Genomic DNA, 22905 nt, shown 5'->3' with positions numbered 1-22905 from the left:
GTATATATGTCAGAGTGTCAAGAATAAACTCCCATTACATAGACGTTCATGACATCCTGTTAACCACTGTTTTCAAATGAGCCGTTTCGCGGGATGCCGTTTTCAGTAAAACAATGAATAAATTTTATACTTGTATATTACCTGTATTTATCTAACGCTGTCAATCCATTTGTTGGAATTGCTTACCTCTTTCATTCGAGCTTTTCAGCATAAAGCATTATTTTCGTCTGCACCGCTCCATTCTCATCCCAACTTCGAACTGATTCTTTACTATCATCATCCCAAAATATAAAATACACGTTTTTAGTCTTTAATAATTTACTATATTTTACTCCTTTATTATAATCATGGTAGAGCTTTCTTCTATGTATAAAATTTGATGAGGTGATTGTTATTTTAAACAAAAATATCTTGTCCTACTTCAAATACCGGCATATAAACTGTCTGAAAGTCCAGATTCTATACGGTTTATTACAAAATGAAGTACCGGTCGATTATTTATTCTATAACGCTTATGTACGTACGGAAGAAATTATGGATCAGATTATCACACAGCAATTAAACAGATGGACGATGGATACGAACAGCCTGGATGATTTAAGCATCATGAACCTCACCCTGGACAAAAAGATGTTCCCCGACTTTCAGAGCGCCCGGGGTTATATAGAAGAGCGGCTACAGACAGGTGCATGCTTATACATGCATATCTATCAAAAGCACATCCCCCATCTCACACATCTTCCCGGTATACACGCCTTAACCCTTAATTCCTACCATCAGGATACGAACTCCTTTATCATCTCGGATATTCCCGTCCTGGAAGCCGTTGAATACCAAGAATCTGATATAGCTGCCGCATACAATCATTTGCGAGAACCTTTCAGATTCATAGTCGAGCTGTCGTATGATACCTATACGTTTAATGAAGAAGCCGTATTGGCCGCCATTAAGAAATTCGAACGGGAGTTTATCGACTTCGAGGATAACTTCCAGCTCTATGAACAGATCGCTGCCATAATCGCGCAGATTCATGCTGAAGCTGATTATCCCGTTCCGTATGACAACCTGGAGAACATATTCGCTGTTCTTGCAGGCTCCCGTTATTATCTGTCTCTATTCTTAACCCGGATCCATTTCCCTGGCGAAGTGATAGACCAGCTGCAGGCTATTGTCACTTTGGCGGAACAATTAAAAAATACAGTGGTTAAGGCCAGATTGACAGGCAATCGCAGCTTGAATATCTTACATTATGTAACCAAACTACATACATTAGAGGTTAAGGTGATTCAAGATATACAAAGCGCCATTCTTTCGAAAACGACAAATAATAGAGAACATTACTTCACAGTGACAAACGCTCTTGAGGAGCTTGATCTGAAACTTCACCACGAAAAAATCGGTTCGGATAAAATTCATTTAAGATGGCAAGAACCAGGTGAAGGATTTTATCTTGAAAAGTATGAAATTTATTCGAATGACAAGCTTATCGGAACCACACTGTTTAATTATTTCGAATTGACGGATCTCATACCCGGTTCTCATTATCACATTCATATTAAGGTAAAAAGCTCATCCGATTACATGACTACGATTAACGACCGGATTTCCATCCGATATGAAGCCGTACAAGGTAATGTTGCTTTAGGCAAACCCGTAACCGCTTCCTCGGAAGAAAACTCGGTTTATGTCAAAGCGAACATCACGGATGGCAATTCCAAAACAAGATGGAGCAGCCGGGAGGGGAGTGATACGGAGTGGGTCATCATTGATCTATTGGATCATTACGCAATTGATCGCATTATTTTGGATTGGGAGTATTCTTACGCCGAGCAATATCAGGTTGATTTATCCGCTGACGGAAAACAATGGAATACCGTTTACTCGACTACAAAGGGCAAAAGCGGGGTGGAGGACATTCATTCCGTCCATCATAGCGGTAGATACGTAAGAGTCTTGGGAATTAAAAGAGGATCGCCTTGGACTTATTCACTGTGGGGAGTTGATGTTTACGGCATTGCTGCTTCCCGGCCAAATATTTCTCTAGAAGGCTCGGCTGTAGAGCTATCCTGACAAAAAAGGTCAGCCGATGTTTCCGGCTGACCTTTTTTGTCAATATTCGCGTGTTTATTGGGGGATCTCTCCATAAATGCGGGCATCTTGATTAAACACCAGTTTCCAGTGTTCACCTGTTTTTTTCCATAATGACGACACATTGAACGTTCCCGCCGCATCCGTATTCGGCGCTTCTATTTTAACAAAGTAATTCGTTAAAACAACGTTGGGGTGAATGACTTTCGTTGTGAATTTCTCTATCTTGTAACTCGTCACTTCAATTTCAGGAATGAATTTCGCGTAGTCCGCTCCCGTTTCCGTAATCCCGCCCACAACCATCACCGCATCGTTTGCAACGACTTCCAGGAACTTTTCCGCATTTCCGTCAGCAAATGCATCCCACATCTTCGTTTCCATAGTTAAGATACTCTTCTCCAAATCTTTCCCTCCTAAGTTCTCTACAGCTTTGGCTGCATCCTGTTGATCTGCGGATTGCCCGGCAGAGGAGTCACTGTTAATAGCCGTTACATTTTGAGGGGCCTTATTACTTAATTTAAACTCTTCTACCCCCGGGGATGCACAGCTTGTAAGCAAAATCAAAGTAAGCATAAAGAAGACGACTTTGAACACGGTTATTTCCTCCTAAATTTCATTTCAACTGGTATCAACGTTGTATTTGGATAACATTTCCATAAATGCCGCCAGTGTCGTAAAATTTTCCGGTGCCAGATCATGGTCCTCGAATTCAAAATTCAATTCTTCCTCAAGCAGGACAAGAAGATTCAAAAGCTTGAAAGAATCCAGTCCCTCATCAATCAAGTTGCATTCCTCTATTGAAGGGATTTTCTTCTCCAGAACGTCCTCTAAAGACCTTATTACTATTTCTCTCACTGCGGATTCATCCATAGCTGTCCCCCCTTTAGCTTTACATATGAATGGCTTTGAAGCTGTTCAGGAAAAGAACCTCATGGTGTATGGCTCTTTCGAAGGAATCCACTAGCCCGCTTGTTCTTCGTGTCGAAGATAGTTTAATGAGTTCCTTAAGGACAGCTTGCCAGCCCGTCAATACATTGGTAATACTGGCCTTATTTATTTTCTCGATTTCAAAAAAAGTTTCCCGATTTTTCAGAACGGTTCTTATACTGGAGAAATATCTTTTGAACAGCGGACTCTCCAAGAAGTTCTTCGAACCGCCGAAATCAATCCCCCCTAGGCTGCCGCTAAGCAGCTGAAAAACCGATTCATATTGATGGGGATAATCCAAGGTTAAGATATAGGGAACCACTTGGTCGGTTGCAAATGATGATGCTTTCCCGACTGAAGACACATCGATTCGGATGACAGGCTTGGAATAATAGGACCATAACTCATGTACATCTTTACCGGAAAATTTCTCTTGAATCTTATAGAAGGGATCTATAATTTCAAACTCATTTTCCTGCTTCCTGGCGATTACATAATGCAGCTGGTCGGCAATTTGATAGAGCTCCGTCATATACGGGACATAGAACGAGTTCAGAGCTAGAATGGTATACTCATTGTCCGGAATATAGCTAAACTCCAGCTCCTGAAATTCCAGCCCGTAATTGCTGCGCGCAAATTGGAGTAGAACCAGATTATCCACATTCCCGCTTATAAAGTCATACTGGCTATTGTAGAAGAAATCCCAGTTGAACTTATAAAGCTCGACCGGATTGATCTTGCTGTTTTTTAAAATAGCGGTGGTAGCGTTTGTAAAACATTCAAATACCCCGTACGGAACGTCAAACAATGGGAACACACCTTTTTATATAAGAGTCAGAGTCTGAGTTTTCTCAAAAATTCAACTTCATAGTCTGCAAGTTCAACTAAATTCCGCTGAAACACCGGCGTATTCCGCTCCGGATTCACACAAATCCCCATCCAGGTTTTCATTAACTTCTTCCACTTATGAACGACTTCCTCATGAGCATCCATGAGTCCCCACTTCCGGAGAAACACTTCCCTCGCTACCAGCATTCCATTGAATAAAGAGTAATAACGCTTGAACTCATGGAGACTTCTCAGCGATTCATTCGTTGATAGAAAAGCGGTTATTCTCTTCTGAAGCTGGTTCACATGACCCAGATAATAGTTATCCAGGTCTTGTTGAAGAATGTATACTTCAGCCGGTTTCTCCACTTGAGAAGTGCCTATACAATGAATTTCGATAATGGGCTCACGGAAATGACCCCAATACTCGGTTAACTCATCCCCGTTAATGAAAAATCTTTTTTTGAAAATCGGATCGGTTATTTCAATAAGCTCACGGTTTATATAATACACCGGCGTATAATGGATCTGGTTTCGTGTTCTGAAATGTTCTTGAGCATAGGGCAGAGAAAATGCATCGAGAGCTACAATAAGACGGCTTTCATCCGCAAGCTCATTAGGTTGACGAATGCTGTAGTTCATTTGATTATGAAGTTCCAAATGCTTCAGTTGATCCTTTAACGGGATGGTCCCTTTGAACGTGTCGTTCAAGGAGTCGAATCTGAAATCCCAGTTATTCCGCAGCAGAGAGTCGTATTCGATACCTTCATGCCTTAGCCAATATATAAGGGCATTGATTTCGCAATCATAATCTCCATATTCCGTCTCATAGTGCACAGTTTCCAATTGTAGGTTCATTTACGCTCCTGCATGAACATCGATGATGGCTCCCGTAATGGAGCTTGACTTTGCAGACAGCAAAAACAAGGTTGTTTCGGCTACGCTTCCTATTTCAACAGGGCCTTGAAGAGAGTTCCTGCGATAAATTTTCTGCTTATCCGCTGCCGGGAGGTTCTTGTTCATAGAAGTTTCCATAAATCCGGGTCTTACGCAATTGCAGCGTATCCCGTATCTTCCCCATTCTCTGGCGACTCCTTTGGTGAAGGATTCCAGCGCCCCCTTGGTGGCGGCGTACATACTTAACCCTTTGTAGCCTTCTTGTGTGCTGATCGACGAAATATTCACGATCGAACCCGCCGTCTTATGAAGGATCATATTCCGTATGGAATATTTCGTTAAGAGAATAGGAGAAATTGTATTCACCTTAAACATCGTATCCAGATCTTCCAATCTCGCGTTGGTGACTAAATCGTCATAAGCCATCGCAGCATTGTTAACTAAACCTGTAACTTTATAGCTCAGATTATGAAAAAGGGACGCGATGCTTTCCGGGTCCGACAAATCCGCAAAACGATGCTCATAGCGATCGGGATAAGTATCTCTGAGTGAGGCAATATAGTTATTCTCGGTCCGGCTGAGTCCTACTACGGAATGGCCACTCTCCAGCAAGCATTCCGATATCGACTGCCCCAGATCCCCGGAATCTCCAGTAACCAATACACAAGTTTTCAATTCCTCAACTTCTTTCCAGTGATGGTTTGGGCAATATCTTTAACCAAATAAATAACCCGTGGTATTTCCCACGACTCAAGTCCCAATTCGCTGCGGCACAGCTGCTTAATTTGAACTTCACTGTATTTATCCGTCACAATTTCAGCTGTAAGCATATTGCCGACAACTGAATTCGGTCTGCAGTAGATCCTTATATGATCAATACCGTCCAGTGTTTTAACTTTTTCTTCTATTATTTGCAGATTTATTTTATATCCGCCGACCTTAACAACGTCCCCTTTTCTGGAGACAAATTTAAACTCATCCTCTGTCTCGAACTGGATTAAGTCGCCGGAATAGTACCATCCTTGACTAATTAGTCTGGAGTCGGGACCTTCTCTTAATAAGCTTTCATGAATCAGCAATTCATCGTTCTCGATTTTTAGTAAGCCTTGCATGGCCGGCGGGATGGTGAATAGATCCGTTTGGGACTCCAACAGCTTCCCCGTTTCCGTGGTCGCATAAATATTTTTGAGCAAGGCGTCCGGAAACAAAATCTTCAGTTTATTCGCCAAGCTCTCCTCGTACTTCTCTCCGCCAAAAATGATTCTTCTTACTTTGCCGTAAGTGCCGTGCAGATAAGGAAGGAGCGACCTGTAAAAGGTTGGAGTCGCCGAGATTATAGTAATCTCCCTACCCGTTAGCAATTCGTCCAGCGGCAGCTCTCTGTAGTCAAAAAAGTAAATAAGCGTATCCAGATTAGACACGATTTCAAAGAAGACTTGAATGCCCGCAAAATGAGAAGGATGGTACGCAAACGCCCAGACATCCCGCTTCTTTTTGCTTCTATGCGGCAGTAATGTACGGATCGAATGGGTTATTCGTTTGGGTTTCCCCGAAGTTCCGGATGTGAGCATATGTACGGATGCATTTGCGTGTTCACGGAGCAGAAGCACGATCTCCTGAGGTTCTCGCAGCTGTACTCTTGACTGGAATGAAGGCTCCTCTGCAGCCGTTCCGCGCTGCTCCGCATCCATAATCTGCACATCACTGCCATTTAGAAGAGCGATTATCAGTTCACAGAAGAAAAGATAGGGATTTGCTCGATCCACATAAACCGTCGACCGATATTCGCTCATTTCATTCAGGCATTTAATAAAATCACGATAGGTAATCTCTTGCTGATTGCGGTGATCCAAGTAAAACAGGTGTTGTTCATCCCACGCTGCCATGTACTTGAATCCTCTCTATCACCTGACCCACCGTGTCCACCCGGTTGTCCTGTTCGAAAATATCAACCTGATAGAGATCTTCGATCCGCACGGTTAATTCCGCTAAATCAAACGAATCCAGACCCAATTCATCCCTGAACGAAGTTGTCCGGCTGATCGTTAACAGAGAGTCCGGCCCCTTGGAGAGCATTATGTCCCGGACAATCTCCAGAACCTTCTCTTCGATATTCATTCGTTGTCCCCCATTCCAGACGTTTAAGACATCGTAGTAACATGACGATTTACTTTTTCTTTCAGAATGACAAGTTCATTCAAACTATCCAGAACCGCGTTCGTTTCCACACCAAAGTCGATCAGACATGCGATTTCATTGACTCCGACAGACACTAATTTCTCCGCAAATTTCGAACAGCTCTCTGCGGTTCCGAATAAGGCAGCCGAGCTCCAATATCTCTCGAATATGAGATTGAGCATCGTTTCCATCATTTTGGGGTCGTTGTTTTTCTTTCCGTTCATATTAAGTGCCTGCATCAGGTCTATGCTGGTGGTTAAATAATTCAGGAATGGTTCTTTTACGGTCTGCTTTACCTCCTCAAGGTTCTGCCCGACAAACGTATGCACCATTACAGTCACACATCCCGCATCGGCGTCGAATCCGTTCTCTTCCAGTGATTTTCTGTAAGCCTTGATGTGTCGTTCCAGCATATCGACATCCTGATAAAGCAGATGGGTTAAGACATGAGTTCCGAGTCTGCCCGCGTTAACAAACGATTCTTCCCGCCCGGAGGTTGTAATCCAAATCGGGAGGGTCCCCTGAATAGGGCGCGGATAGGTTGTGACTTCGGCCTGTTTATTCTCGCCATTAAGGAATGACAGACTTTTACCGCTCCATAATTCTCTGGCTTGTTTAATTTGTTCCAGCATATGGCTGGATTTATCCTCAAAATGATCCGGCTTGATCAGAAAATCATCGGCATGCCAACCCGTTGCGAAAGAAACGCCTACCCGTCCGCCTGATAAATTGTCCACTAAGGACCAATCCTCAACAATCCGGGCCGTGTGATGAAGCGGAGACACGACGCTCCCGGCCCTGATCTGCACTTCTTGGGTGATCATGGCCAGTGCTGCCGACAGTACGGAAGAATTCGGGAAAATTCCCCCGAACGGGTGAAAATGCCTCTCAGGGGTCCAGACGGCCTTAAACTTGTTCCGATCGGCAAACTTGGCCCCTTCTAAAACCAATTTATATTTATCCGTATTGCTCTGGTCATCACTGCTTGAGAAAAAAAACAGACTGAAGTCCACATTGTGGCCCTTATTCAATAGGTTCACCCGCTATCCATTATTTTTACCGATTAACATATCCTCGATCTTCCAATTTTCTGAGCTCGAATAAACATTCCCGATAGGTTAAGCTTCCGTGAACCAGGCTGCTTATGATTCTCATCGTGGTCTCCGGATTACCGCTCTGAAAAACATTACGCCCGATCGCGACTCCGGAAGCCCCTGCGAGCAAGCTCTCATTAATCATGGAGAGCACGTCTTTTATTCCTGTAAGGCTTCCTCCCGCTACAAGAACAGGAATATCAACCCCGCCCATCAAGTTTTCCATCTGTTCCTCGCTGCCCGGATATTCCACTTTTACGATGTCTGCACCTAACTCTTCCGCTAACCTGACGGCATGGGCGATGTCAGCGCCGCTGACAGGTTCTGTCTTGGAATACATCATCGCAAGCAGCGGCATTCCCCAGTCCAGGCACGCCTTGGAGACGGCCCCGAACTGTTGAATCATATCCGATTCATGCTCCGTTCCCAGATTCACATGGATGGATACAGCGTCGGCCCCCATCTTGAGCGCCTCTTCTACAGAACCGACAATAACTTTGTGAGAAGGATCCTTACTGAGCAGGGTTGAGGCCGATAGATGAAGAATATATCCGCTGCTCCTGGTCGCAGGAATTTGAGACTTCACTTTATTCAGATATCCCTTATGCAGAACGATCCCGTCCGCGCCTCCGGCCACCACTTGTTCAATCAGGGGCCAGATATTCCGTATCCCTTCAATGGGTCCCATTGTAACCCCATGATCTAACGGTACAAGGCAAGCCCGCTTGGTTTCAGGATGAAAAATCCTTGACAGTCTGATATCTTTACCATTCATACTTAAGCCCCCTGGCCTGCGTCTTCGCACCATTCATCAATCAACATCGCTTTTAATTGGCATCCATTTTTAGACTCTCCGCATAGTGAGCGAGTTCCTTGATGGTCGGATACCGATTTACACTTTCGAAATCCAAGTTTATTCCACATTTATCTAATTCTACCTCTAATTCTAGTGAAAGGATTGAGTTTCCTCCCAATTCAAAAAAATTATCTTCTATATGGATCGAATCCAGTTCAAGAAGCCGGCCCCATACCCCCGCAATCATTTTCTCGGTTTCCGTGTAAGCTTCACCCTGTAATTTGCCGGTAAGCGTAACGTCTATCAGATGATGAGCCTGAACCGGTTGATCGATATGCGGTGAATCATAGGCAGCGGGCAGAGACTCGCTTCCCTGTACCCAGAACCGGTGCCGCTCAAGAGGATAGACAGGTACACTCACCTTTCTTCCTTTGCGGTACAAACCGCCATACACGAAATTCCAATCCACATCCGCTCCGCTTACATATTGACGGGCGATCTCATCCAGTATTCCGCTCTCTGCCGCTCTGTCTTCGGCTTTGAGCCGGCGGAATAACTCATTGGCTCTTCTGCTCAGGCGATCTTTCTCTGTTTTATTCAAATCTCCTGGTTCCAGTAAGGTACGATTTTCGGTTACAAGCTTATGGTAGCCGAAGAATAGCCTTGATTGACCGGGCTTTTCCAGATGGTTTGCTAGGTTTGTGCCAAACTCGGCAAGTAAATCGGTAAGCTCATCATTATCCCGGACAACCAGCGCAATCCGGTAAGGGTGATGATCTTTGCAGACTGCCAGGGTATAGCAGATATCACTCACATGCAGCTGCCTGTTCTCCCGTAGGAATCGCGAATAATTGTGCAGGGAAGCTTGAAGACTGCTCATGCTTTTGGCGGATAAAGTAAACAGGTGCCGCACGGTCGAAACAGCGGAGCTGTCTCTCAACGGAAGGAGCGGCGCTTCTTCCAGAACCATGTGAGAATTCGTGCCGCTAAAACCAAAACAGGAGATTCCGGCCCTACGGGGATTCTCCTGCTTATGCCAAGTTGTCAGCTTATCATTGATATACACCGGGGTATCCGTAAACGGAATATACGGATTCGGTTCCCGGAAGTTGAGACTAGCCGGGATTTGTTTATGCTTGAGCGCGAGCACCACTTTGAGCAGGGAGGCAATCCCCGAAGCGGATACCAGGTGTCCCACATTGGGTTTTAATGATCCGATTCCGCAAAATTGTTTGCGATTCGTGAATTTGCTCATCGCCCGCGAGATGGCTTTGATCTCCAGAGGATCACCCAGCACCGTGCCCGTTCCGTGAGCTTCAATGTATCCGAGTGTATCCGGCGAAATACCCGCCTGGTTCCATGCCGCCAGCAGTACGTCATGCTGCGCATCAGGGCTGGGTGCGGTGATGCCGTTGGTTAAGCCGTCATTGTTCATGGAACTGCCTTTAATGACCGCATGAATATGGTCACCGTCCAGAAGAGCCTGTTTCAGCGGCTTAAGCAGGACAGCTCCCATTCCTTCGCCCCAGACGGTGCCATCCGCATAGCGGTCGAAGGCGCGCACATCCGCGCTTTCGGTTTCCACCGTTTGCATAGAACTCATTTGGAGCGGCAGCAGCCGCAAATATACCCCGCCGGCTATCGCCATCTGGCATTCCTTGCCGATCAGCGATTGACATGCCAAATGAACGGCGGATAATCCGGATGAGCACGCGGTATCCACGACAAGTGCAGGCCCGCGCAAATTGAGCGCGTAAGAGATTCTGCTGGCCAGGATCGACGTATAGGAACCGGTAAGAGCAAAGGGAGCCTCTTCCGGCAACATTTGTTTATAGGTCTGTCCGAAAGCATGATCATTGCCGACAAACACGCCTGTCGCGGATCCGTGAATGTTTTGCGCGCTATAACCCGCTTCTTCGATGCATTCCCAGGCGGTCTCCAGATAAAGCCGCTGGAGCGGGTCCATCGTTCTCGCTTCACTGGGAGAAATCCGGAAGAATGAAGCGTCAAACTTATCGACTTCTTCCAGGAAACCGCCCAATCCGTACACGTTATCAGGCTCACCCATCCGGGCGATGTAGGGATCGGTATCTTTGCGGCGTCCTGAGGGGAAAGGACCGATAGATTTCACTCCATCGTGCAGGTTATTCCAGAATTGCTCCAGATTACTGGCACCGGGAAATTTCCCTGACATGCCGATGATCGCTATCTGATGGTCCGGAGCTTCTTTGGCGGCAGCACCCTGCCCTGATAATAAGACAGCGGCTTCCTGCGGCGTTATTTTTTTATCAGCAACCAGTTTGAGGACGATTTGCTGTTTCTGTGTCTGCATAACTCCATCACCCTATCCTTTCGAAAGCACGCTCAACAAATATTCCGCTTCATTCATGGAAATCTCCCCGGATGCCAATCTCTCCATAATCTGTTCCACGCCCGGCTCGGCTTCCGCTGCAGGTTCCTCGGGCTCAACTTGCTTCTGATTAACTGCTGCCTCAGCAGAACGATCCATTCTCTGATCGAGAACAACGGACATCTGCTCTATGGTCGGGTAGGCGAAAATATCGGTAATATCCATAAGGCCCGGGAATTCTTTGTCTATTTCCTTCAACAGCAAAGAAGCCATGATCGAGTCTCCCCCGATATCGCTAAACTGATCGTGCAGATCAATATCGGGTATGCCCAGCGTTCTGCTCCACGCCCCGCTGACCTTCGCCTCAATCGAGCTCCTTGCCGCTGTATCTGATGAAACCTCCCCGGCAGGCTGACTATTCTTGCGGTCAGACATCGGCTCCGTTTGGCGGAGGAAATCATTATCGATCCGTCCGGCAATGACATGCCGGACGTTCTTGCCGGTAATTTCGGCGAACATCTCAATCGCTTCCGCGGTCGATACCGGAAATAAGATGTTCCGCTGATTTTGCACGCCATACTCGACAGCCATTCCCGTTTCTTTCCAGGCAGGCCAATTGATCGTTACGGTTCTGCCCGCTGCGCGCGTGCGGTATGCCGCGTAAGCGTCCAGATACGTGTTGGCTGCCGTATAATCGCCCTGGCCCAGTCCTCCGGTTAATGCTGTAACAGAAGAGAACATGATGAAGAAATGGGGACGGTCGCCTCTTGTCAGATGATCCAGGTTCCACGTTCCGTAGATCTTCGGCCCGATAACCTGCTCGAACGCTTCAGGTTTCCTGAGCACCATCATGCCGTCTCCCGCTACCCCGGCACTGTGTACAATGCCATGGATGGCTCCATGCTCCTGACGGATGACATCCAGGACCCGTGCCAGCGAATCTTCATCCGCCACATCTGCCCGGTAGCAGGACACTTTGCTGCCTGTCCTTTCGATCTCCATGATCGACCGTATCCGGGCAGCCGTCTTCGTGTCGGCTTGGCTGCTCAGCCACTGGTTCCACTGCTGCCTGTCCGGCATCTCGCTCCGGTTGATCAGACATAGCTGCACCTGACTCTGCGCTGCCAGATAACGGCCAATTTCCAAACCGATTCCGCCAGTCCCGCCCGTTATGATATAGACACCACTAGCCCGTATTGGAATAGGATCTTCTTCAGCAGCGCCCAGATCCAGCGCCTGGAACTGCTGGCGGTAGCGGATGCCGCTGCGGTATCCGACAACCGGTTCAGCTTTGACAGCTGACAGTTCCTTTAGAAGAACGGACACCGGAGTCTGCTCATCCAGATCGATGCAGCGGCAACTGATGCTGCCCGTTTCCTGCTCCACCACTTTGGCTAACCCGATCAGTGACGCGTTGCCCGGGTTAAGCGTCTGTTCCGCTCCGCTCATCTCATATGCACACGAAGTAACAACGAGGCATTCCAGCGGTTCGCGCAAGGATGCGCGGTGCATCGCCCGCACCAAGTAGAACAGGCTGTTCGTTCCTTTGGCCTGATTCATCCTCAGGTCCGCTGCTGTTTCCGCGCCGCTGTCCCCCATCGTAAGCAGATGCAGGAGGCGCCCGATACGCCTGCCCTTCAGTGCGCGAAATAATGCAATGTAATCGGCTTCGGAGCCGCTGACGCGATACTTCGAATCTCCGCTTGCTTCAAAGCCTTCACCCCAACGGGCCTCGACCACATCCGCTGAGCCCGCTTGAAGTTCTCTGCACAATGCCTCTGCCCGGTCATCGCCGTCATGCAGGACGAGAGTGCAGCCTTCGATGGGCTCGGCCGGCGGCACTTCATCATAGCTGACTTCCCATATGACCTCGTTATAGGGCTGGACCGGGGAGGCAGTGCCGAACTCTGCATAGTCGGGAACTTTTTTTACCGTGTAGCCCTCGATATGCACCAGTAATTTCCCTTCACCGTCCATAAGAACGATTGAATACGTCTGTGTTTCCGAATGGCCGGAGCCCGTGATCCTGGTTATATAACTATATACTTCGCCGGGCGGGCATTCGTAGATATCCATCCGCTTATAATAAAACGGCAAATATCCGCCTGAAGATAAACGGTCGATCGCAATATTAACCGCACAATCCATCAGAGACGGATGCAGCCCGTAGCGATATCTTTCATCCTCATAATCCTTCGGCAGTTTAAAGAAAGACAGCAGCTCATCAGATCCGCTGTAGAGCTTACGCAGCGTCCTCCAATGACCGCCTGTCTGAATAAAGTGGTTCTTGTTATGCGAAGAGTCTTCGATGGAAATAACCGGATAACGTCCGATCAAATGTCCATAATCGGCCTTCGTGGAATATGCGGGAACCTCCCATGTAAACCTGCCTTCGGCATGTTTGGTCCACGCCCCGCTTTCCTCCTTGCTGACAACTACGAATTCATAGCCACCGCTGTCCTGCCGGATCAGATGAAGCTGGGCTTCCCTGCTTTCGCCGGCTCCTACCGCAAGGGGCGCGAGGAACATGACGTCTTCCATACGGATGGGAGCCTCTCCTCTGATAAGTGAACTGGCGGCCCTGACCATTTCCAAATATGCCGTTCCCGGAAGCACATACAATGCGCCAACTACGTGCTCTCCGATTTCCCAGTGACGTTCCGCTGAGAAATGCGTAACATAAACCGTCCGGTCGAACATGTCTATCGCATAATCAAGCAGAGGATGATCCAGCTTTTTCTGGTATTCCTGCACCGGAGAAGGCGCAAGCCAGCACCTGCTTTTGTCGAACGGATACGTCGGCAGATTCACTTTACGGATGCGCTGACGGCCAAACAAGCGGCTCCAATCTACATCTGCACCGGCCACATACAGATCACAGATCCTTCTGAGCAGTTCCCGGCTGGGCTGGTCCTGCTCGCCAACCTGGCTTACGAAGGAGTCGGCTTCACGGCTCCGCTGCTTCCTGGTCTCTTCCGTAATCGTACCGGACGAAGCTTTCTTCTTCTGGTTGACGACAATTTGATGCCGTCCGAAGTACACGTCATCTCCGGCAAGCGGCTCGTCTGCGACCCGGTGCAAATTTCTGAGTTTATCCAGCAGCGCTTCCTTGCTGTCTGAGACAATAGCCAGCCGGATGCCGTAATGCTCCCTTCCAGAAGCGGCTGTCGCGCATATCTCAACCAAAGAAGCAGTCCCCGCTTTTTTCAGGAATTCCGTATAATCTTCCAGCAGCGCATTTAAAGCGCTTATACTTTTAGCCGATAGGGTCAATACTGCCGGCACCCCGGCAAGAGTCTCGGCAGATAAGGTTCCTTCCGGTCGTTCCGGACTTTCCTCCAGCACGATGTGGCAGTTCGTCCCGCTTAATCCGAAGGAGCTTACTCCGCATCTGAGCGGGGACGTTTCCGATCTCCAGTCACTTAACCGGTCCTGAACATAAACCGGCGACCGATCGAAAGAGATTCTCCGATTCGGTCTTTTAAAGTGAAGGCTAGGCGGCAGCTCTCTATGCTTAAGCGCCAGTACACACTTAATCAGTCCGGCGATTCCTGCCGCATGATCCAGATGACCCAGGTTCGTCTTAATCGATCCGACAGCGCAGAACTGTTTCCGCTCGGAATAGGTTTTAAAAGCCATCTCGATGCCTTCTATTTCAATCGGATCTCCTAATTTCGTACCTGTACCGTGGGCCTCGATATAACTGACGGTATCCGGCTCGATTTTGGCCGCGGCCCATGAACGCCGGATCACATCGGCCTGAGATGCGACATTAGGTGCCGTCATACCAATTGAAGCGCCGTCTTGGTTGATCGCACTTCCTTTAATGACGGCATGAATACAGTCTCCGTCGCTCAATGCCTTCTTCAGAGGCTTCAGCAGGATGACCGCAACTCCTTCTCCCATCCCCGTACCGCTTGAACTGTCATCGAACGACCTCGCCTTGCCGTCGGAAGATTGAATCCCGACTTCTACTTCATCCTCATACCGGACAGGAAGCAGATTGATTTTGATGCCTCCGGCAAGAGCCATTTCGCATTCTCCGTTTTTAATACCTTGGCAGGCGGTATGCACAGCCACCAAAGACGAAGAACAGGCGGTATCGATCATCATGCTCGGGCCTTTCAGATCCAACAGGTAGGAAACACGGCCTGCAATGACCGACTTGATGTTCCCTGTAAGAGATGCGCCAAGCATGGACGGCTCGATCTCTTGTACGAATTTCTTGTAGCTTTCTCCGAAATCCGAGCTATGCCCGACATACACCCCGGTACGCGTGCCTTTCATCATGGGAACGGAATATCCGCTGTCCTCGATCGCCTGCCAGGCCGTCTGCAAGAATAGTCTCTGATTCGGGTCCATTAACCTCGCTTCATTCGGTGACATACCGAAAAAAGAGTAATCGAAGGTGTCGATTTCATCGAGGTAGCTTCCGGACGAATATTGAACGGGTTGTTGCTTCGCATTCGTACCCAGCAGCGTTTCGATGTTTTCTCTTCTCCCATCCGGGTAACCGCTTACACAATCGATCCCTTCACGGAGGTTATGCCAGAACTGTTCTACTCCGTCCGCCTTAGGGAACTTTACGGACATGCCGATGATCGCAATCTCTTCGATCCGCTTGTTTTCCCTCTGTTTAAGCATCTTAACGATCTGTACAGCCGCATTCTTCTCGATTAAGCCCGACGCCGCATTCTCAATCACATACTCATAGACCTTATTCATCTTCGACCTCCAATTCATCTAAGCTGTCGAGAATATCCTGCAGATTTAGGCTGCCACTCTCCATGCCTTCTATAAGGCCGGCTATAGCCGTATCCGCTTCTTTATTGGCCGCGGCGGATTCGGATTTCGGAGACGGATTCCCGGAGGCATCCAAATAAGCTGCCATGGCGGCTATCGTATGATTTTTGAAAAGATCGATAATGGTAACTGTACCTGGATAACGGTTCTCAATTAGCGCATGAAGCTGGTTGACCAGCAAAGAGCTGCCGCCCAGTTCGAAGAAACTATCATTAATGCCTATTTCTTCGATACCCAGCACCTGAGTCCAAGCTTGCGCTAAAAATTGTTCAGCCGTAGTAACCGGCTCCGCATAAGGGGTTTCAAGGGCCAGACGATCGGTAATATCCATGTTTGACAGCGTTCTCCGGTCCACCTTGCCGTTCGCCGTAAGAGGAAGCTGATCCATGCTGATAAACAACGCGGGAACCATGTAATCAGGCAGTTTACTTCTCAGCCGCATCCTCAATTCTTCATGCCTGATTTCTTGCAGAGACACATAGTAGCAGACTAACCGCTGCGTTTCGTTCCAAGTCTGCACAACGGCTGCGGCTTCCTGAATTTCGTCCCAAGACAGGAGCACGCTCTCAATCTCGCCAGGCTCAATTCTATATCCCCGGACTTTGAGCATATTGTCCGCACGGCCCATGTACTGAATATAGCCCTCGGCTGAATATTTGGCCCTGTCTCCTGTTCGGTACATCGCGCCTCTTCCGGTGCTGCCAATGAAGGCTTGACGAGTCCGCTCCTCATCATTCATGTAACCCTTCGTTACATTCATGCCGGATACATACAAATCGCCCTCGATACCGATATCGCATAAATGACCGTAACGATCAAGAATCAATATACGGTTATTCGCGACCGGCCGGCCAATCGGGATGCCTTCCGATAGAGCTTGTTCTTCTTCAATCGTATAGCTTGTTACCCAGATGGTCGCTTCCGTCGGCCCGTACATATTCATTATTCTGGCATTCTCGAAAGCGCCGCGAACTTCGTGATACAGCTTCGTGCTCCAGGCTTCCCCGCCCAGCATAACCACTCGGACTCCCTTGGAAAATCCCGAAAGATGATGTTGACTCTGAGCCCGGTTATGCAGCAGCTGGGACATCAGAGCTGGGACAGAGTGCCAAATCGTAATATGATGGCGCTCCAGAAACGGATACAGCTGGTGTACATCCAGCAGCATTTCATTCGTTGCAAGATGCAAGCTCGCACCGCTTAGCAAGGCACCGAAGATTTCAAAGACGGAGATATCAAAACTTATGGAGCTGACCAGCAGCATCCGGTCCTCAGCCCTTATTCCAAGTTCCTTTATGCTCCACAGCAAGTAATTAGCCGCGTTCCGATGGGTGACCATAACGCCTTTGGGCTGTCCTGTCGAACCTGAGGTATACATGATGTACATCAAATGGTCCGGAGAAATTTGGGCGCCTTCCTCTTGTTCCGCTTGCCGGGTTTCACTCGGGTCCAAGTAACGATAGCGCGGATTCTTATGCGGATCACTGCTTTCGTTCATCAGCAGGATTCTTTGAAGGTTAGAATGTGACTCGATAGGATCTGCAAAAGTTCCGGTTAACTCCTCTTCCGTGATCAGAACCCGAGCCCCGCAATGGGCAATCACATACATGACCCGTTCCACCGGATAATTCGGATCAAGGGGCACATACGCTCCTCCCGCTTTGAGAATACCTATCATGGCAATGATCGCATGGGCTCCACGATCAAGCAGAACGCCAACCGCATCCCCCCGCTCAACCCCTTCTTCCCGAAGCCGCTCAGCCAGCCGGTTAGACTTCATGTTGAGCTCTTGATAAGTTAACTCCAAATCCCCGCTTCGGATAGCTATCGCATCCGGTGTGCGGCCGACCTGCATTTCGAATCGGGTATGAATGGCCAAATCGCTAGCGCAATCAGGGTCCTCGGACGAAAACTGCTCCAGCAGCTTATCCTCCTGCAGGGAGGTTAGCAATCTTATTTCCTGAATCTCTTGAGGTCCTTGACCGGCTGCTTGTTCCAGCATCCATAAGAACCGCTGAGATATGCGTCTGATCGTTTCCGCCTTGAACAGGTCGCTGTTATATTCCAGCTTCACTTCAATTTCATCACCGACATGGATAGCCAGAAAACTTAAATCGTATTGGCTTGAACCATCGTTATCCGGAAAAGCAACATCATAGTATTGATACATCGTGTTAAAAATGGGATTGCGGCTTAAATCACGGGCCGGATTAACCTCCGAAACCAGAGCTTCGAAAGGAAACTTCCCATTTCTGTAAGCGAGCAAACTCTTATCCCTGACCTCTGCCACAAGATCATCGAATGTTGTAAGGCTCTCAAAATCGATCCGGATACACAGCGTATTAATAAATAAACCGAAGACGTTTTCTTGCAATTTACTATCGCGGCCTGTCATTGGTATCCCTACGATGATCTGATCTTGAGAAGTTAATTTGTGAAGCAGCAGGAAATAAGCGGACAACAGTGTCATATGCATCGTAGCCTGCAGAGAACGGGAGCGTTCTTTGAGTGCCGAAGCACTGGCAGCACCGATTCTGAACTTGATATAATTTCCGTTAAAAGTCTGAACAGTAGGCCTGGAGAAGTCGGCAGGAAGTTCCAGAACCGGCAGCGGACCCGCTAGTTCCTGCCGCCAATACTCGCTCATCATTCTGCATTCGCGGCCATTCAGCCATTCCTGCTCCTGCTGCACACAATCGACATATCTAGCCTCCGGCCAGGCAATGCCGGCCGGTTGCCCGGTCAAGAGACCGTCATATACTTCAAGAAGCTGTTTGAAGAAAAGATCCATGCTCCATCCATCCGTAATAACGTGATGAATGTTCAGGAACAAACAATATTCCTCATCGGCCAGCTTGAATAGAACTACGTTCAACAGACGCTGCGAAAGATCAAAGGGATGCTTCTTCAAGGCCGCTATCCATGACTGCAGCTGTTCGCCCGGATCCCCAGCCTCATTCGTCAAATCACGAAATTCGGCTTCATAGTTCAGGTGCGGCAGGATAATTTGCCGCGGCTCGCCGTTTTCTTCGATGAAAACGGTTCTCAAAGCCTCGTGCTTTTGAATCAGAATGCTCAAGGCTTTGTTTAAACCCTCACGCTGTATCGTCCGATTAATAAAGATTTGAGAAGGCAGATTGTAAGCCGTCATCTGCGGATTCATTTTTTGCAGGAACCAGATCCTGCGTTGTGCACTAGATAAAGGATACGAATCGGCCGCTTCCGGCTCCCTGATTGCCTGATTGTCCTCCTGCGGCGCCGCCGTGCAGACCCCCTCCGGGTTCTTGAAGGATTCATCAATAAAAACAGACAAGCCGGATACCGACAAGTATTGGAACAAATCGCCGATCGTAACGGGAATATTCCGTTCATCATGCAGCCGGTTGGCAATTCGGATGGCCAGTATGGAATCGATTCCTTGTTCGTACAATGTTTCTTCGATATGAATCTCATCAAATCCGGCAACTTCCCCCCAAATCTGCCCTACCAGAAGCTCCGTTTCCGTATAGCTGCCATCTGATCTCCCTTTGAAATCCAGACGTTTGGTACGGACGCCGGGTTCCGCTTTCTCCTCTTGGGCAGAATCGAGCTTGCCTGCGATCACGTGACGGACGTTCCTGCTCATAATTCCGGCGAACATCTCCATCGCCTCCGCCGTTGCGACGGGCTGTAAGATGCTCCGCTGATTGTGTACGCCATAGCGGACGGCCATACCGGTTTCTTTCCAGGCAGGCCAGCTGATCGTCACCGTTCTGCCTGCCCTGCGCGCCCGGTAAGATGCATAAGCATCCAGATAAGCGTTGGCTGCGCTATAGTCCCCTTGGCCCATTCCTCCCGTTAACGCGGTTACGGAGGAGAACATGATGAAGAAGTCAAGACGATCCGCTCTTGTCAGATGATCCAGATGCCACGTACCGTAGATCTTCGGTCCGATTACTCCGCTGAAGGCGGCTGGCTTCTTCAGCACCATCATACCTTCTCCCGCCGCACCGGCACTGTGCACGATGCCATGAATAGCGCCGTGTTCGCTCCGGATCTGATCCAGTACGCGTGCCAGCGCTTCTTCATCCGCTACATCCGCCCGGTAGCAGGTCACACCGCTGCCTAACGCTTCGATCTCGCGTATCGAGCGAATTCGCGCAGCCGTCTGAGTGCCCGCTTGGCCGCTCAACCACTCGTCCCACAGCGGTTTGTCCGGCATCTCGCTCCGGTGGATCAGGCACAGCTGCACCCCATTCTGCTGTGCCAGGTAGCGGGCAATTTCCAGCCCGATTCCGCCTGTCCCGCCGGTAATGACATAGATGCCGTTACTGCGGATCGGCATAGGTTCCTGCGCGGCCGCCCCCAGATCCAGTTCACGGAACTGCTGGCGGTAACGTACGCCGCCCCGGTAACCGACAACCGGATCGCCTGCCGCGGCTGCCAGTTCATTCAGCAAAGCGGACAGCGGTGTCCGCTCATCCACATCGATGCAGCGGCAGCTGACGTTTGACGCTTCTTGCTCTACGACTTTAGCCATAGCGATCAGTGAGGCGCTGCCCGGGCTGAGCACCTGTTCCATCCCTGTCATCTCGTAAGCGCACAAGGTGACGATGACACATTCCAGCGGATCGCGTACCGATGCACGGGACATCGCCCGCACCAGGTGGAACAGGCTGCTTGTTCCCTTGGCCTGATTCAGCCTCAGGTCCGCCGAACTTTCCATGCCGCTCTGTCCGAGCGTGAGCAGATGGATAATGCGGCCGATCCGGCGGTCACGCAGCGTTTCAAACAGCGAAATATAATCGGCCTCGGAACCGCTGACCGTATACTTAAAGCCGCCTGCGGCTTCATACCCTTCACCCCACTGGACCTCAACCACTTCGCTTGAGGTCTGCAGCTTCAGCAATAAGGCTTGCGCAAGCTCATTTCCGTCATGCAGCACAATCGTGCAGCCCTCGATCGGCTGTGCGGTCTGCGATTCTTCAGGGCTTGCTTCCCAGAGCACCTGATGATAGAGGCTTGCTGTTTCGGCTGCGGGCAGAAGAAGACTTGGCCCTCCTTCCCGGCCAGGGCTCCTGCTCAACCCCTTTTCCATTTCAACCCAATATCTTGTAGCTGCAAAAGGATACAGCGGCAGACTCACCTTCTGCTTCAGGCCGGAATGCATCCGGTCCCATAACACTTCCGCGCCTGCAATGTACGGAGCGCACATTTCTTCAAGCGTCAGATTGTCAGGCAGAAGAGGGGGCTTGGACCACTCCGATTGGACCACTCCGTAGTATATTCCCTCTTCCGGTTCATTGCGCAGACCACGATGCAAGAGAGTACACACCTTTTCTCTTAGCGTTTCCACTGTATCCGCCAGCACCGCAACCCTGTATTTGTAATGTCCTCTGCCGATATTGGACATATAACAAATGTTCTCCAGTGAAACGCCGCCGCTCAAGCTCAGAACCTGATCATATTCTGCCAGCAAGGTTAGCAGAGCTTTCTCGTTCTTTGCCGTGACCGTAAAAATACCGGAGAAATCGGGCGGGGAGACTGCCGCTTCCTCATCCTTAGCCGGGGGCGCTTCCTCCAGAACCACATGGCAATTCGTTCCGCTCAATCCGAAGGAACTGATGCCGCAGCGTCTTGGAACACCCCCCGGATTCCATGGGAGCAGCTTGTCATTCACATACACGGCAGACTGCTCAAATCGAAACTTCCGGTTAGGCTGCCGAATATGCAGGGTTGGCGGGATATGCTTATGCTGTAGTGCCAGCACAGCCTTCACAATGCCGGCTAATCCGGCCACATGATCGAGATGCCCGATATTCGATTTCACGGATCCGATCGCACAGAATTGTTTCTTATTCGTGTATGACCGGAACGCATTCTCTATTCCTGTCAATTCCAAGGAATCTCCCAGTACCGTCCCGGTTCCATGCGCTTCTATATAGGAAATCGACTCCGGATCTATCTCCGCCTGCTTCCACGCCTTTACCATCACCTCTTGTTGTGCGGCCGCGTTAGGGGCCGTAATTCCAATCGAGGCTCCATCCTGATTAATCGCCGAGCCTTTAACCACGGCAAGAATCTGGTCGCCGTCTCTCTTAGCCGCTGACAAAGGCTTTAAGACAAGCGCCGCTACACCTTCTCCGAAAATGGTTCCCTTGGAGCTGTCATCAAAGGATTTCGCTTTGCCGTCGGTTGACTCGATCCCGATCCCGCCCGTATCCGCCAGCGGTAAAAAATTAATTTTGACTCCGCCGGCAAGAGCCATCTCGCACTGATTTTCCCGCAGCGCCTGACAAGCGGTGTGGAACGCTACGAGCGAAGATGAACATGCCGTATCAATCAGCATGCTTGGTCCTTTCAGATCCAATATATAGGCCAGCCGGCTCGCGATTATCGACTTCAAGTTGCCCGGAATGGAAACTCCGACGGCCGAAGGCTGTGCCTGCCGGATAATACTTTTATACTCCAGGCCGAAATCGGAGCTGTAGCCCAAATAGATGCCGACATTTTTGCCGCCGACGCTGTTCTCGATATAGCCCGCATCTTCTAGAGCATGCCAGGCCGCCTGTAGAAATTCGCGCTGATTCGGATCCATCAAAGCCGCTTCTGCCGGGGGAATCCGGAAAAAAGCAGCATCGAACTCTGCGATTTTATCCAAATACGATCCTTTTTTGAAAGAAACGGAGCTGGAGTCCTCCTGCATCCAAGGCAGGATGGTTTCCAGCTCTTCTTTCCGGCTGACCGGAAAATCTCCGACACAATCCTTGCCCGCTTTCAGGTTCTCCCAGAATTGTCCGACATTCCGGGCACCCGGCATACGGACAGACATCCCGATAATCGCGATGTCGTCCTTTTCCTTACGGCTTTCCTGATTCAGCAGGGAAATGATTTGCGCTCCGAGATTCCGGTCCAGTTTCTCTGCCAACACATTCTCGAAAACGAACTGATAGACTCGGTTCATC

Annotated in this window: 13 protein-coding genes; 1 reads left to right on the top strand and 12 read right to left on the bottom strand. The window is 49.2% G+C overall.

The genetic code is table 11. The annotated features are described in order from the left end of the window. The first annotated feature begins 384 nt into the window (after positions 1–384). The gene (locus AR333_RS02760) at positions 385–2070 is read left to right on the top strand and encodes a discoidin domain-containing protein (protein WP_156430812.1); all 1686 of its coding nucleotides are present in this window, start codon (positions 385–387) and stop codon (positions 2068–2070) included. Positions 2071–2124: 54 nt separating this feature from the next. Here AR333_RS02760 and AR333_RS02755 read toward each other — a convergent pair whose 3' ends face one another. Genes AR333_RS02755 through AR333_RS02700 form a run of 12 tightly spaced genes read right to left on the bottom strand, consistent with a single transcriptional unit; the run spans position 2125 to position 22904 of the window. Continuing rightward, a complete protein-coding gene (locus AR333_RS02755; RefSeq protein WP_068773814.1) occupies positions 2125–2682 on the bottom strand; it encodes a nuclear transport factor 2 family protein in 558 nt (185 codons plus the stop codon). A 24-nt stretch (positions 2683–2706) separates the two neighbouring features. Next, entirely contained in the window at positions 2707–2958 is a 252-nt protein-coding gene (locus tag AR333_RS02750; RefSeq protein WP_068773813.1) for a phosphopantetheine-binding protein, read from the bottom strand. A gap of 19 nt (positions 2959–2977) precedes the next feature. After that, complete coding sequence (locus AR333_RS02745; protein WP_068773812.1) at positions 2978–3823, bottom strand: hypothetical protein; 846 nt, start codon at positions 3821–3823, stop codon at positions 2978–2980. A 26-nt stretch (positions 3824–3849) separates the two neighbouring features. Continuing rightward, positions 3850–4701 carry a hypothetical protein gene (locus tag AR333_RS02740; protein WP_068773811.1) on the bottom strand — a complete coding sequence of 284 codons (852 nt, stop codon included), beginning with the start codon at positions 4699–4701 and terminating at the stop codon, positions 3850–3852. Then, positions 4702–5415 (bottom strand): SDR family oxidoreductase, encoded by a 714-nt coding sequence (locus AR333_RS02735; RefSeq protein ID WP_068773810.1) that lies wholly within the window; start codon positions 5413–5415, stop codon positions 4702–4704. Further along, entirely contained in the window at positions 5412–6626 is a 1215-nt protein-coding gene (locus AR333_RS02730; RefSeq protein ID WP_068773809.1) for an AMP-binding protein, read from the bottom strand. The genes AR333_RS02735 and AR333_RS02730 overlap by 4 nt, the downstream gene beginning before the upstream one ends. After that, positions 6610–6858 (bottom strand): acyl carrier protein, encoded by a 249-nt coding sequence (locus tag AR333_RS02725; RefSeq protein ID WP_253735699.1) that lies wholly within the window; start codon positions 6856–6858, stop codon positions 6610–6612. The genes AR333_RS02730 and AR333_RS02725 overlap by 17 nt, the downstream gene beginning before the upstream one ends. Before the next feature lie 23 nt (positions 6859–6881). Continuing rightward, positions 6882–7949 carry a MupA/Atu3671 family FMN-dependent luciferase-like monooxygenase gene (locus AR333_RS02720; RefSeq protein WP_068773808.1) on the bottom strand — a complete coding sequence of 356 codons (1068 nt, stop codon included), beginning with the start codon at positions 7947–7949 and terminating at the stop codon, positions 6882–6884. Between the two features lie 25 nt (positions 7950–7974). Continuing rightward, positions 7975–8787: a 2-amino-3,7-dideoxy-D-threo-hept-6-ulosonate synthase gene (locus AR333_RS02715; RefSeq protein WP_068773807.1), complete on the bottom strand. Its 813-nt coding sequence runs from the start codon at positions 8785–8787 to the stop codon at positions 7975–7977. A 52-nt stretch (positions 8788–8839) separates the two neighbouring features. After that, positions 8840–11140, bottom strand: a complete 2301-nt coding sequence (locus tag AR333_RS02710) for a beta-ketoacyl synthase N-terminal-like domain-containing protein (RefSeq protein WP_068773806.1) — start codon at positions 11138–11140, stop codon at positions 8840–8842. 12 nt (positions 11141–11152) lie between these two features. After that, positions 11153–15883: a type I polyketide synthase gene (locus AR333_RS02705; RefSeq protein WP_068773805.1), complete on the bottom strand. Its 4731-nt coding sequence runs from the start codon at positions 15881–15883 to the stop codon at positions 11153–11155. Further along, positions 15876–22904 (bottom strand): non-ribosomal peptide synthetase, encoded by a 7029-nt coding sequence (locus AR333_RS02700; protein ID WP_068773804.1) that lies wholly within the window; start codon positions 22902–22904, stop codon positions 15876–15878. Before AR333_RS02700 ends, AR333_RS02705 begins: the two co-directional genes overlap by 8 nt. Position 22905 lies beyond the last annotated feature (1 nt).

Origin of the sequence: Paenibacillus sp. FJAT-26967, assembly GCF_001541095.1 — a bacterium.
Lineage (GTDB): Bacteria > Bacillota > Bacilli > Paenibacillales > NBRC-103111 > Paenibacillus_F.
Note: the sequence above shows the minus strand (reverse complement) of the source record. Positions and strands in the feature narration are given on the sequence as shown.

Bases quoted from the DNA above. Each gene is read 5' to 3' on its own strand.
- AR333_RS02700 (WP_068773804.1), bottom strand. From the start codon at position 22,904: ATGAACCGAGTCTATCAGTTCGTTTTCGAGAATGTGTTGGCAGAGAAA.
- AR333_RS02710 (WP_068773806.1), bottom strand. From the start codon at position 11,140: ATGCAGACACAGAAACAGCAAATCGTCCTCAAACTGGTTGCTGATAAA.
- AR333_RS02705 (WP_068773805.1), bottom strand. From the start codon at position 15,883: ATGAATAAGGTCTATGAGTATGTGATTGAGAATGCGGCGTCGGGCTTA.
- AR333_RS02730 (WP_068773809.1), bottom strand. From the start codon at position 6,626: ATGGCAGCGTGGGATGAACAACACCTGTTTTACTTGGATCACCGCAAT.
- AR333_RS02725 (WP_253735699.1), bottom strand. From the start codon at position 6,858: ATGAATATCGAAGAGAAGGTTCTGGAGATTGTCCGGGACATAATGCTC.
- AR333_RS02750 (WP_068773813.1), bottom strand. From the start codon at position 2,958: ATGGATGAATCCGCAGTGAGAGAAATAGTAATAAGGTCTTTAGAGGAC.
- AR333_RS02715 (WP_068773807.1), bottom strand. From the start codon at position 8,787: ATGAATGGTAAAGATATCAGACTGTCAAGGATTTTTCATCCTGAAACC.
- AR333_RS02740 (WP_068773811.1), bottom strand. From the start codon at position 4,701: ATGAACCTACAATTGGAAACTGTGCACTATGAGACGGAATATGGAGAT.